This is a genomic window from Halobacillus sp. ACCC02827 (assembly GCF_030291935.1).
In the GTDB taxonomy this organism is placed as follows: domain Bacteria; phylum Bacillota; class Bacilli; order Bacillales; family Halobacillaceae; genus Halobacillus.
This window is the reverse complement of record NZ_CP128168.1, coordinates 1,164,862-1,177,367: the sequence shown is the minus strand read 5'-3', so window position 1 is coordinate 1,177,367 and position 12,506 is coordinate 1,164,862. Positions and strand designations below refer to the sequence as shown.

Here is a 12,506-nt window from a genome sequence, read left to right as displayed (position 1 = left end):
TGTTTGGTTCAGGGAGATGATTATTTTTGTATATTATATTGAAATAATGACAATACTATCAATGGCGACGGAGCCACCATGTATGTCATCACTGCACACCTCCGACGCAGACGAAAAACAGCCGTGGATCCTTTTCCACGGCTGTTTCTTTACGTTTTCCACGCTGTTTCTCTTTTATATTCCAAGTTGATGAATGTTTGTTCAAGCTCCGGGAGCGTCATTTCTTCCGTCCGTTTGCCTAAAGGGTCTTCCGTGTACCCGTAATACTTCAAGCGGTCGATCAGCACGTACCTCTTTCCACCTGTACCATGGGATAAATATGGGAGAAGCATTCGTATCAACTCCTAGAATGTATGGGATATAGAAATTAATTCTACACCTTTATCGAATATTCCTCTTATTCACGACTATTTCCTTCCATTTATTTCTTCCCGTTTCCATCCATGTGCGAAAATAAGTGTTTTCTCCTCAAAGAAAAAGGATAAGGATGGGTATAATGGAAAGGAGAGTGGGTCATTGGTGAAACATCAACGGTTAGTAAGAGACTACGTTCCGAATCAGCTGGAAAGCGAGGGGAAATCTTTCCGGACGAGAACATTGGAAACAGAGGAATATGAACATCTTCTAAGAAACCGCCTGAAAGAGGAAGTCGATGCTTACCATCAAACAGAAGAAAACCGCCATGCTTTGACGGCGCTGGCGGATATCCTAGAGGTTGTCCATGCGTTATCCTATACACACGGCGCCTCCATCGAGGAGCTGGAGCACATCAGACAGCATCGTCGGAAAGTGATGGGCGGATTTCTCACAAAGACGTTACTCATCGATGCCGGCGAATGAATCAATCGATCGGGTCCGCTGCTTTTCCGTAGCGGATGACATCATAAATCGCCATTCCGTCGCTCGGTTTCCCGTCTCCGGTCCGATAAGGAAAGAGGGAAAAGAAAATAAAGTACACAGAGAAATAGGTGAACTGATAGAAAAATAGATCGACAGGCAGCACTCCGCTGATGATGCAGGCATTCAAAATCAGGATGATGATCAGGTTGAAGCTGCTGCCTGCCAAATAAATAGCAACGTGCGCCCATTTTTTGTTATAGCGCAGCTTCTCATATTGGCACCATCCCTCCATGAAGTACATCCTCCGCACTTCCAGCGGCCCTAAACAGAACCACTTTTTCCCGGTACCAATGCAGAAACTGATCTTTCCTCCAAACAGCCTTGCAACCAACACGTGCCCTGCCTGGTGAATCAGCGTAACCAAAGGCAGTATCAAAAAGAAATTTATAATGAACATCGGAACATCATTCCATGTAAACATCGGTCTTCCTCCCTGCTAAAGCTAGATGTAACAGGAAGGTTCCCCTTTTTTCCGGGGACAAACCACATCTCGGAAAACTGAATCGATGGTCACAGCTTTTGGTAACTTCTCCAATAATCCGGCCTATTGTCGCAATAGTTCCAACACTTACTTGCGGGTTGTGCACCGGTATCAAATCGATTATGATGGGAATAGTGATTTTTTTTACAGAGGAGCGTATTTATGAAACGATCCATATACGGATTGACATTTGAACAACTGACGGACTGGATTACGGAACATGGCGAGAAGAAGTTTCGCTCAAAGCAAGTATGGGACTGGCTGTACCAGAAGCGTGTGACCGAATTCTCCCAAATGAAGAACGTCAACCAATCCCTCATTGATCTGCTTGATGAACACTTTACGATTGAAACGCTGACAGAGGAAATCATGCAGGAATCGAAGGATGGAACGGTTAAGTTCTTGTTTAAACTGGCAGACGGCAATGTTATTGAGACGGTATTGATGCGATTTAATTACGGGTTATCCGTTTGTGTGACCACACAGGTCGGCTGCAACATCGGCTGTTCCTTCTGCGCGAGTGGAATTCTAAGTAAAAACCGTGACCTCTCCAGTGGAGAAATCGTGGAGCAGATCATGCAGGTCCAACAATATTTGGACAAGAAGGGCAAAGACGAGCGCGTAAGCCACATCGTCGTCATGGGAATCGGCGAACCGTTCGATAACTACGATAACTTGATCGACTTCCTGAAAGTCGTTAATGACAAGAAGGGATTATGTATCGGTGCGCGTCATATCACGGTATCGACAAGCGGCATTGCACCGAAGATCTATGATTTCGCTGATGAAGGCATCCAGATCAACCTGGCGCTTTCCATCCATGCTCCAAATAACGAGCTGCGTACGAAAATTATGAAGATCAATAAGGCTTATCCTCTGGAGAAGCTGATGCCTGCGATTGATTACTATTTGGAAAAGACGAACCGCAGAATTACCTTCGAGTACATTTTGTTGAAAGACGTCAACGATCACAAGAAAGAAGCAGAACAGTTGGCAGCACTGCTGAGGGACAAGCGTCACCTCTCCTACGTCAACCTGATTCCTTACAATCCGGTGGCCGACCATCCGTATGACCGGAGCGAGAAGGATGCCATCCTTACGTTCTACCAAACACTGATGGACCGCGGCATCAACTGTGGTGTTCGAACCGAGCACGGCACCGACATCGACGCTGCCTGCGGACAGCTGCGAAGTAAACAGATTGAAAAAGAAAAAGCACGCAAAAAGAAAAATACACAAACAAACTAAAAGCACGAGGCCCCGGCCTCGTGCTTTATTAGATTTCTTCTCCTATACCTCTTTCAAACGGGGGTTGTGTGTGCTCATAGATGACATACTGCTTTCGGCGGCTGTACCAGTGTTGAAGAGCGGCGGCATCCCTTCTCCGCAGGTCCTTCATATTCACCGTCTTCCCATGTTTCGACCGATTTCTGATCTGAATCGTTGCTGTGCCGGCGGCCCGCTGCCACGGCCAGCTTGTTGAACAGACCTCCGTAATCCTGCCGGCTTTCGTCAAATACGTCCGGTTTTGGAAAACGCCGCTCCGGATTTCGATCACATCCTCCTCCCACCCCACGTTTACAGGATAATGATGAAGGAAAGTCCAGAATAAAATTACGCAGAGACCGAACGGTCCCGCAGCGTATAAAGGTAAATCTATCGAGAAAAGTACCCAGGATAAGAAAATCAACAGTACCCCGACGATGAAACAGAAAGCCGCAGTCATCCTCATCACAGGCTTTCTCATCTTCGGTTTCACCGCATATTCGGGAAGTAGATGAAAGAGTATTCCCCTCGCCTGCCGTTCCGGTAAGTACGGAAAAAGGGAAGCACGGTCTTCCTCCTCCTCTTCCCCTGTATTTGCAAGAATGAACGTCACTTTCATTGTTCGAGTCATTCGCTTCCATAACCCCTGCCGGATAATGACAGCCTGAACGGAAGCTTTGGAAAAAGAAATCGTCTTCTCTTCCACGCTTCCTCTTGTTATGTAAAGATGCCTTTCATCTGACGCGATTCTATAATTTCCATACTTTTTATACGTGCGGAAGATTCCGAACACCGCCGACCCAATCATACAGCCGATAATGAACGCAGATACTTGAAACGGTGTAAGATCCTCATGTATCCAGTTCCATACATCCATCCAGTTCATATCAAAAAACTTCGAAAAAAGCGAAAGAAGAAAGGGGATAAAAAAAACGAAGCTTAAGGAAGTGAAAGACGCCATCATCACATCCTTCTTCCCTGCCTGGAAATGTACAACCCTGCCCGGATTTGCTGCTTTCCACTCTTCTGCGGCCGGAGGATGATCCTTGACGGCAGACGTTTTCTCCTCCTCTTTTCGCTCCACGTTCCATCCGTATTGAAACAGAGCTTCCAATCGGTCCGCCTCCTCGAGCGTCAGGGAGCGGAAAACCCATTCTGATTCCCCTTCCTGTGACGATCTTAATTGAAGCATCGTCCTCCCGAAAAGCTGATACAGAAATGGAGATTTTCTCTCCACCCCGGTGATGCTGTCGTATGGGAGCGTCTCCTTATTTCTTCTAACCAACCCCCTCTGCCACTCTATATACCCTTCTCCCAACGAAAACTTTGTCCCCCACCAGCGGAAGAAAAGATACAATGGGCTTACGGTGATTCCACCTATGTAGACATACCTCGCATACTCAAAAAACCATCCTACGCTGTCTCCCTTAATCCAAAACAGGAGGACATAGAAAAACAGACCATTTACAAGGAGTTGCAAAAAATCAAACACGAAAACCGTTGGATGCTCCCGCTGTGCTTTAATAGTCACCCGCCTCCTTCACGCTTCCGAACCGCGCCGCTTTCTCCTTCAGTTCTTCCGCATGTGCCCTGCTGAGGTAAGGAATGTCATGAACGGAAGTGAGCGTCCGTACCTTGACTGTCCACAAATCGTCCTTCTTCTGAAGCAGCCCTTGATCCATCTGAACATATACGATTTTACTCATTGGGATTTGACACAGTTTCTGCCTGAGACCGCCCTTTCGCATATGCAGAAATTCCTCATTCCAACCATATTCCCAATTTCTGTACAATAACCGGGTATGATAGATGGACACCGGCAGGGAAAGAAAGACAAAGAGGAAGATACTCCAAAGCATCCATCCGATCCAGTCCGCCCAACCGTACACATGATCCACATACAGCAGCACAGCAAGGATACCGAGCACGGCAAAGGTTGCCAGCGCTTCTGTTAGGACGGCTAATTTAACCGCTTTTTCCGAGACTCTGTTTTCTGTTTTCATCCCTTCCACTCTCCCCCTTCCTTTATTCTTCCTGATTTCAATTTAATGGAATTATTTAAATAAAGCAATATATTTTTATCGATAAACAATAAATAATTGTTGATTTAAATAAATTTTGGTATAGTTACTAGAGCTCTACTACACGTTGAAAGGGGATTTCCCAAACTATGAACCCGTTATATAAAATAGGGTCGATAGCTGCTTTGGTGCTTTTTTATTTGGTGTGTCTGCTCAGTATCTTCATGCTTGCCTCCAATATCGGCTACATATGGTACCCAAACAGCGCCTTCACCGCTTCACTCGGCGCATTCGATCCGCTTTATACTTATTTCGAACTGCACTTCGACACCACACCCGTTGTCTATACGGAACCTTCTTTCCGCTGGCTGTCTTTTGCATCAGAAGCGACGATGACGGTCTTTGCCCTTTTATTTTTATGGTTCCTTCACCAGTTGCTGAAAAATATTCATCATGCCGGATTATTCACGGAGTCAAACGTTACGGTATTGTTCCGCTTCGGCCTTACCGTTTCCATTCTTGGAACAGCATTTGGATATATGGATTCCCGGCTTTCTTCTGCAGCCATTACGGCGCTTGATGTCCGGAACGGCTCAATCGAATTCACCAGCCTCTATCACTTGGATATGCTTTTCGGGGGCATCGTGCTTTTGATCATCGCCTCCGCATTGAAGACAGCCGTCCGCGCAGTCGAAGAGAATAAGAAAACGATATAAGGCGGTTTACTATGATACGAATTCAATTGGATGTCATGATGGCAAAAAGAAAAATGTCGCTGAACGAACTCTCGAAAACGGTCGGGATCACTCCCGCCAACCTGTCAATCTTGAAAAATGAAAAAGCGAAAGCTGTCCGCTTCACGACGCTTGACGCGCTGTGTAAGGCACTCGACTGCCAGCCCGGTGACCTGCTGGAATACGTAGAGGAATAGTTTCTCAAAAACAAAACCCTTCATTCTACAAACTTCTACAAAAATAGCGATAGCTTCATAGACATGCATCCGCTATAATCCTCTTAGTATTATAAATTTTTTCCAGTAGAGGAGAACATGAAACGAATGAAAAAGACTTTCAGCATCGCGTCATCCATTTTGATCGCAGCCACCGTCCTTGCTACCCCTGCCGCAGCATTTGAAAAAGAAACGCCGGAAATGTGGAAGGCATATCAGGAAAGTAAGGAGCACAAAGTGCAGCTCGCAGCCGAAGAAGACTGGTCCATCACCTATGAAGAAGAGCCGAATGACACATTCGAGCAGGCTCAACCCCTCGAGATCGACAGCTTCATTATCGGCACGTTGACCGATTCCGACAAAGACATGTATAAGATCGAAGTCATCGGCGACCGCCCGGTGGAGTTATCTACCGGTGTATTTTCGACCTTGGAAGATGGAACGGAAATGGAGCTGAACGGCGTCCTCTATGATGCCGATGGAAACAGAATCGAAGCGGAGTTCGAGGATATAGATGAGTATGGATTCGGCGCTTTCTACACGGTCCACCCCGGCACCTATTATATCGAGGCTTCCGACCTGGCAAATCTGGATAACGGGGAAGAATACGGCGTGACTGCTTATGTGTATGTACCGCAGGCAGAAATCGAACGTATTTCCGGAGCCGATCGTTACAAAACAGCAGCTAAGATCGCTATTCGTAAAACCGGTGGCTATCCGGCGGCAGATGTCGTCCTTGCTACAGGCACAGATTATCCTGATGCCCTCGCGGGTGCACCGCTGGCATCCTGGATGGATGCCCCGATTCTTCTGACAAAGAAAGGAAAGCTGCCACAAGTGACGGAATACGCACTGGAAACGCTGGATACGGAACGGGTGACCATACTCGGAGGTACTGGTGCTGTATCCAAAGATGTGGAGAACTATTTGAAGAAGAATCTTGGTCTGGAAGTGGAACGGGTAAGCGGAACGGACCGGTTTGAAACAGCAGCCGCCATCGCCGAGCTGCTTCCGCCTTCCGACGCTGCCATCGTTACCTACGGACGTAACTTCCCGGACGCCTTATCTGCTGCTCCGGTTGCAGCAACTTACGGCCTGCCGATCCTTTTGACAGAAAAAAATTCCCTGCCGAAAGCGACAGAAAAACAGCTGAAGCAGTATGAGCATAGTTTCGCAGTCGGCGGCAGGGGAGCCATCAGCGCAGGCGTATTTAAGAAGCTTCCGGATGCGCAACGGATCGCTGGGTCCGACCGTTATGAAACATCCGTTGCAGTTGCAGAGACGTTCGAGATGGATAACCAATTCGTCCAGATCGCGACAGGCGCAGATTTCGCAGATGCCCTCACAGGATCTGTCTATACGTTTGGCGAGCCGGTGCTGCTGACACCGAAAAAGCAGCTCGCCCCAAGCGTAAAAGCCTATTTTGAAGCAAATGAGACAACTTTCTTCCGGATTTTCGGAGGAACCGGAGCAGTCAGTGAAAAAGTCGAAGACGAAATCCGCTCCCTTTTCGAATAAATAAAACAAGAGATCAGCCATTCCGGCTGATCTCTTTCTATTGGTTGAAGCGTCAGGATATAGGATCGGACGCGTCTTCCTTCCCTGCTTTTATTACCTTACTGCGCTGCCACGTCCGGATCATACTCGGTACTCCTGCGGCCATACTTACAACAAAACTCCACATAGCGTACATCCAGTTCCCTGTAAGTAACGAAACAATAAGGAAGAACAACAGCTGACCGACCAATGCAAACCAGGAAGCGATCCAGGCAAAAGTCATATTTTCTTTCACAGACAGACCTTCTTTCTGCTTAAATTTTCTCCGTAGGCACTGTTAATGCGTGCTGTATTAAAGTAAAAGCCTCTTCTGCGGATGAGAACCGAAAAGCATAGCCATACGTAATCGGCCCCGCCCCTCCATTATCACGGACCGGGAACTGCTTGAAGGACGTGTTATGATTCATGCCCGCGGAAGCTCTCTCCAATTCCTTGTCCGCTTCGACAGTCAACGGATCCAGAACGACGGTTATCGTTTTGTTCGGTAATAGGTAGAGATACTTCCCACTCGGTCCATGTTCCAGTTCCGTTGATTTCTTGGTAACATTCGTCACACGGTAACCCGCGTCGATCAATCGCTTAATAATATTCCCCATCGATTCAAGCCCCTTCCAACTACTATCATTCTATGTAATAACAAACCTGCATCCGATTGCCGTCAGGATCCCAGAAGTCGAAAAAGCGATTGTCCTTATCTGTTTGAACCGCACTTGTTTTCACTCCACGCTGCTTCAACACGTTATGGACCTGTTCTGCATCCTCAACAAAGAAGATAGGATAACTTCCTCCACTCTCCGGAACTCCTTCTTCCAGCGTAATTGGCACCCCTCCGGCCTCCGGGGCCAAGACACGGTATCCGTTCCCTCGGAAAACTTCTTTAAGATCAAGAGATTTCTCGTACCAGCAGCCTGCCCGTTCGATATCTTTCACCATCAGACATACTGTATCCAATCGTTTCAACACCATCGAGATGCCTCCTTATTCAGGACGAAGCGAGCGTTCCCTGCTCTGTTACCCGCTCTCCTCTTTCGTATAAATCGTGCAGCTCCAATGCTCCGTACTCGCCTTCCTTTTTCCGGACCAGCCGTCCCGGCGCAGTTCCCTTGCAATCAACCGGTTGAAAATACCGTGTCCTACAAGCACCGTATCTCCATGCTCTGCTGCTGCCTCACTCAGGACTTCCGCAGCTTTGTGTGCCCTCGCACGGGCGTAATCAATCGATTCGCAATTGTTCGTATATCCGAATCTCCAGAGGATTCTCAAGGCGACAAGCCACCACTTCGGAGGCTGCCGCCACGTCGGACCCTCGATTTCCGGGAGATCCACTTCATCAAAAAGCGGATCTTGAATAATCGTTCCCCGGGCCTTCAGATGCTTTGCCGATTCAATAGCACGTGCCCGGTGACTGGTGAAGAGGCACGCAGAACCGGATACTTTCCTTACAAGAAAGAAGTCATATTCCTTCTCCACGACTACTCCAGCTGCATCATAACCTTTAACCCAATCGTTGAACTCCTCCCCGGTGATGGGTTCATTGTTTACCCATGCCGATTTCCCATGTCGAATCAAAGCTATTTCCATCTTCAACCTCCTCCCATGAGATGAGACCCTTATTCCCGGCCTTCATATCTGGAAGCTGTAACCATTATGTATGAAGAAAGAGAGCATATCATCCGAGGGATATGCTCTCTACTTCCTATTCGTCCCTTTTGAACAGTTCCTTATAACTAGTGCCGAGCGTCAAGGCTCCCAAAAGCCCGAAGGCTCCGGCAATCAGCCATACGACACTCTCTGTCGGTGTGTCCGATTGCAGAAGACCGGCCAGTAACCCGAATAAGACGATGACAGCCAACGTTATTTTCTTTTTCAAAAAGAACCCTCCTGTAAGTTTCGCTACTACATGTACGAATTCCTTCCGGTAAACGTTCCCTATCAATTCCACTTCTTCAGCGCATGCCACAAACCTTTCAGCTTCCGCTCAATCGGACGGTCCTTTCCTTCCTGCTGCTTCTGCCATTCATTGTAACTTGCAACCGCAATCAGGACAAGTCCCGCCATCAGCAGGTACACCCACCATGGAACGTTTCCCCAGTATGGTTTGGTTTGATAAAGGACGTTGAAAATAAGAACGCCCATACCGACGAAGAAATACGATTTGATTTTGAACTGCATACCGGCGACCATCGACAGAAGGGAAAGACCTCCGATGATCCATGCATCCCAGATCGTATGGCTCTTTATCGCGTCAACAACGAGATAAGCAGCGACAAGGAGGACTGCGGCGGATTGGATTTTGTTCATCACACCAGGTGCATCCGACCACAGCTTTTTCCTCATGAGAGCGAGTACGACAAGGAGCGGAAGCACTTGAAGCTCCGCCATGAATATGTCCGGAATGGAAGTCTCGTATGCCAGAAGAATAAGCAGGTAGGATGCGTATAAACTACCGGCTCCGGCCGTATAAGAAATTCTGTCTGCATTCCGTCCCATCCATTTGGATGCATTGACCCACAGCCATGCCGTCAAAGCAAGAAGCGGAAGGATCCGAATCCATACCGAATCATCACCGAACGACAAACCGTTCAGGAAAAGCAGGTACACAAGCGCAGAGAAAGAATACGCGTCCACCTCATAATTAGAACCGATGAGCATGCGGTGGAATTTCTTCCCTGCAGCAAGAAGCAGAGCTACACATCCAAGGACGACAACAATTTTGATCCCACGATCCCACGCCTGGTTCTCCAGGAGATCGACCAAAATCAAAAGCGGCGCAAATCGGACGATGCTCCAATTTCTCCGGTGCAGGAAATAAAGGATAGAAACCGCATAGGCGAGCGGGAGGAGAAATTCCCAAGGCGCCCACGTCTGTCGGAAGACAGTAAAGTACAAGAGACCGAGGATGGAAAACGGAATCCAATACCATTCCAAGCGGCTTTTCCAAACCAAGGGAAGGACTGCCCAAGCACCAAGAAACAGCGCACTTGCCACCATGAAGGTATACCCGCTGAACACATCCTCATACAGAGAATAGTAGCTTCCCAGTGTGAAGAGAAACAGGAAGACTACACTCATCCCGAAGTACAGCATCAGCTTGATTTCCCACTCCCTCTCTGCCTTCCACGCACTGAAAAGATAGACAGCGGCCGGAACGACAAGCAGGATGGGATGGACCGCCGGTTCGGGTGTGACCTGATCAAACAGACAGGCGAGGATAACAAGCGGATGGACGGCGTGTCCGGTCCAATAGAAGTTTGGCTGCATCCCTTCCCACTTCGTGCGTCCAAACTCTCCAAGAGCGACCATCACTACAGGGGCGAACGCAGTAAAGATAAGTAAAGACGCAAAGCTCTCTAGTGAGAGCGGTTCGGCTAATGAAAAGTAAAAGAATAAAGTGACGATGGATACCGCAATCCAAAGCGATGACTGACCGGTGGAACGGATGAGCCAGTACAGCATAGCCGTGCCGCCAAGTAAAATCAGCGGAGCGATGAACATCCGGTCCACGTCGGCCGTACCGAGAAAAATTATACCGAAAATATACGCACCTTGACCGATGTTAAAGCTGGACTTCGACAGGCCGTTCTCACCGGTCCGCTTCCAGAAAAGATGCAGCAGGCAAAGGAGTACACCGGTCAAAGCCAGGTGGAACGGGACGCCGAATGTATCGGCATAGCCGGGCACCCACTCGATCACCTTTAAATACAATGCACCAGAGGCCGCAAGCCAGGAGGCCGGCTGGATCCATACGACAGCTTTTTCTACAGATTCTGCCGACTGTTTCCACTTCACCACATAGGCAAGACAACCGACAACAAACAGCTGGAACGCGCTGTATCCGTATAGAAGTTCATAAAAGCTGTAGCAGATGGTTCCTGCCATAAGGACTGCCGATACCACGAGACTGCTTTCCTTCACCGATTGGAGCCAAGGCTGTTTCGTCCAGAGTCCGACATAGAGGAGGGTGACAACAGCCGTCAGGAACAGCTCCAGGAACAGTGGGAAGACCGCGATCTGCTCCCATACCTGCCACAAGCCGACATAGAAGAATACCGGCGCCATGTAGCTGAATAATGGATAACGAAGCAGATTGGCCAGCACAAGGTAGTTGCCTGCCACGACTAAATAAGCGGCGGCAAACATCCAGGAACTTTCGCCTTCTCTGAGTAAAACACTCTCGTAGCTTATATATAAGAAGGCACAGAACGAGACGACGGCACTTGTATAACGGAACACCTTCTGAATAAAGTCGTGATTCCGGAAAGCATAGGCGAAGCCGAGATAAACTCCTCCAGCGACGGCGTAAACGACCCCGTCCACAGCCTGAAGCGGTGTATGGTCGACGAGTTGATAAACGGCATACACGAACATGACGGAGAAGACGAACTGATATTCCTTCGTACGGTACACGAATACCATCGCCATATAAATACAGGCGGTAAGCAGAAGGTTAAAGCTGTACAGCACCTCATTTTCGAAAAAGAATAAAAGCAGCATCGTCGAAAGGATCAAATTCAACTGAGCATATAAAGGCAGTTCTTTCGTAAACAGACGCCACTTGTCAAACGTGCCGTATTTCGTATAAATCACCAGCAGCCCTGCATTGAATACCATTAGAAACGTATAGAAAACGTCTATGGACAGTGGCAGAGCACCCAATGCAAAACCGACCGTCAACGAAAGAAAGACGAGCGATATCCAGACATACAGACGCGATTGATGATCGAACGCATGCTTTACGTATAAAGGAAGCGGCAGAAAGGCACCTAAAAATCCGAGCAGGTATCTCCCTTCCCCCGTCAAAGAGAGGAAGCTCCCGAACAGCTCGAAATACCCGATGGCGACGACAGCGATCGGAATCAACAGACTTCCGAGCGTCAAAAAGGCGAAGGCCGTCTTTTCGATCTTCAAGAACCGCTGCGTTCCATAACTGAGACTGTAGAAGAACAAAGAAACGAACGCGATGGAAAACACCTTCATCCCTGCCCCCATCTGGTCCCACTGGCTTGTCGCAACGATCAACCCGGTAATGAGAAGGAGCGCGACACCAAGAATGAGTGACCACGTAATATTCCGCTCGCGGACCTCTTCCTTTGATTTCCTTACAGGTTCCGGCTTTTTAACAGCAGGAGACGGCTTCTCCTGCACCGGTACAGGGGGATCGACACGCACGTCCTCCTTATTCTCACGTTCCACTCTTCTGTCGTGCAGGTACTTTACACTCGCATCCATGACCGTACGATACGTTTCTTCGGATAAGTAATCCTCCCTCCGAAGATGAGCCAATCTCTCTTTAAACACATCATGCTGTGTATCTTCTGATGAATGATTCATA

At 48.2% G+C, this 12,506-nt stretch carries 15 protein-coding genes; 5 read left to right on the top strand and 10 right to left on the bottom strand.

Features of this window, described 5'->3' with window-relative positions:
- Window positions 1-149: 149 nt before the first annotated feature.
- Window positions 150-332: a hypothetical protein gene (locus QRD89_RS06195; RefSeq protein ID WP_008636515.1), complete on the bottom strand. Its 183-nt coding sequence runs from the start codon at window positions 330-332 to the stop codon at window positions 150-152.
- 184 nt (window positions 333-516) lie between these two features.
- Between QRD89_RS06195 and QRD89_RS06190 the strand changes: the two genes are divergently transcribed.
- Entirely contained in the window at window positions 517-840 is a 324-nt protein-coding gene (locus QRD89_RS06190) for a nucleoside triphosphate pyrophosphohydrolase (RefSeq protein WP_035388459.1), read from the top strand.
- A 1-nt stretch (window position 841) separates the two neighbouring features.
- On the opposite strand, the gene QRD89_RS06185 is transcribed toward QRD89_RS06190, so the two are convergent.
- A complete protein-coding gene (locus QRD89_RS06185) occupies window positions 842-1,321 on the bottom strand; it encodes a site-2 protease family protein (RefSeq protein WP_008636517.1) in 480 nt (159 codons plus the stop codon).
- Between the two features lie 222 nt (window positions 1,322-1,543).
- Between QRD89_RS06185 and rlmN the strand changes: the two genes are divergently transcribed.
- The gene (rlmN, locus tag QRD89_RS06180) at window positions 1,544-2,629 is read left to right on the top strand and encodes a dual-specificity RNA methyltransferase RlmN (protein ID WP_062512970.1); all 1,086 of its coding nucleotides are present in this window, start codon (window positions 1,544-1,546) and stop codon (window positions 2,627-2,629) included.
- 28 nt (window positions 2,630-2,657) lie between these two features.
- On the opposite strand, the gene QRD89_RS06175 is transcribed toward rlmN, so the two are convergent.
- Entirely contained in the window at window positions 2,658-4,139 is a 1,482-nt protein-coding gene (locus QRD89_RS06175; protein ID WP_286096858.1) for a PH domain-containing protein, read from the bottom strand.
- Between the two features lie 28 nt (window positions 4,140-4,167).
- Complete coding sequence (locus QRD89_RS06170) at window positions 4,168-4,650, bottom strand: PH domain-containing protein (protein WP_286096514.1); 483 nt, start codon at window positions 4,648-4,650, stop codon at window positions 4,168-4,170.
- Between the two features lie 167 nt (window positions 4,651-4,817).
- Between QRD89_RS06170 and QRD89_RS06165 the strand changes: the two genes are divergently transcribed.
- The 3 genes from QRD89_RS06165 (at window position 4,818) to QRD89_RS06155 (ending at window position 7,135) form a co-directional block, all read left to right on the top strand.
- The gene (locus tag QRD89_RS06165) at window positions 4,818-5,384 is read left to right on the top strand and encodes a DUF2975 domain-containing protein (protein ID WP_286096513.1); all 567 of its coding nucleotides are present in this window, start codon (window positions 4,818-4,820) and stop codon (window positions 5,382-5,384) included.
- An 11-nt stretch (window positions 5,385-5,395) separates the two neighbouring features.
- Window positions 5,396-5,599 carry a helix-turn-helix domain-containing protein gene (locus QRD89_RS06160; protein WP_286096511.1) on the top strand — a complete coding sequence of 68 codons (204 nt, stop codon included), beginning with the start codon at window positions 5,396-5,398 and terminating at the stop codon, window positions 5,597-5,599.
- 117 nt (window positions 5,600-5,716) lie between these two features.
- Window positions 5,717-7,135: a cell wall-binding repeat-containing protein gene (locus QRD89_RS06155; protein WP_286096510.1), complete on the top strand. Its 1,419-nt coding sequence runs from the start codon at window positions 5,717-5,719 to the stop codon at window positions 7,133-7,135.
- A 52-nt stretch (window positions 7,136-7,187) separates the two neighbouring features.
- Here the strand turns inward: QRD89_RS06155 and QRD89_RS06150 are convergent, their stop codons facing one another.
- The 6 genes from QRD89_RS06150 to QRD89_RS06125 form a co-directional block, all read right to left on the bottom strand.
- Complete coding sequence (locus tag QRD89_RS06150; protein ID WP_286096509.1) at window positions 7,188-7,409, bottom strand: hypothetical protein; 222 nt, start codon at window positions 7,407-7,409, stop codon at window positions 7,188-7,190.
- A 19-nt stretch (window positions 7,410-7,428) separates the two neighbouring features.
- Complete coding sequence (locus QRD89_RS06145; protein ID WP_286096508.1) at window positions 7,429-7,770, bottom strand: hypothetical protein; 342 nt, start codon at window positions 7,768-7,770, stop codon at window positions 7,429-7,431.
- A 25-nt stretch (window positions 7,771-7,795) separates the two neighbouring features.
- Window positions 7,796-8,140, bottom strand: coding sequence for a VOC family protein (locus QRD89_RS06140; protein WP_286096507.1), 345 nt, complete (start codon window positions 8,138-8,140; stop codon window positions 7,796-7,798).
- 45 nt (window positions 8,141-8,185) lie between these two features.
- Window positions 8,186-8,755 (bottom strand): histidine phosphatase family protein, encoded by a 570-nt coding sequence (locus QRD89_RS06135; RefSeq protein WP_286096506.1) that lies wholly within the window; start codon window positions 8,753-8,755, stop codon window positions 8,186-8,188.
- A 115-nt stretch (window positions 8,756-8,870) separates the two neighbouring features.
- Window positions 8,871-9,044: a hypothetical protein gene (locus QRD89_RS06130; protein WP_161484891.1), complete on the bottom strand. Its 174-nt coding sequence runs from the start codon at window positions 9,042-9,044 to the stop codon at window positions 8,871-8,873.
- Between the two features lie 62 nt (window positions 9,045-9,106).
- The gene (locus QRD89_RS06125; protein WP_286096505.1) at window positions 9,107-12,505 is read right to left on the bottom strand and encodes an SCO7613 C-terminal domain-containing membrane protein; all 3,399 of its coding nucleotides are present in this window, start codon (window positions 12,503-12,505) and stop codon (window positions 9,107-9,109) included.
- Window position 12,506 lies beyond the last annotated feature (1 nt).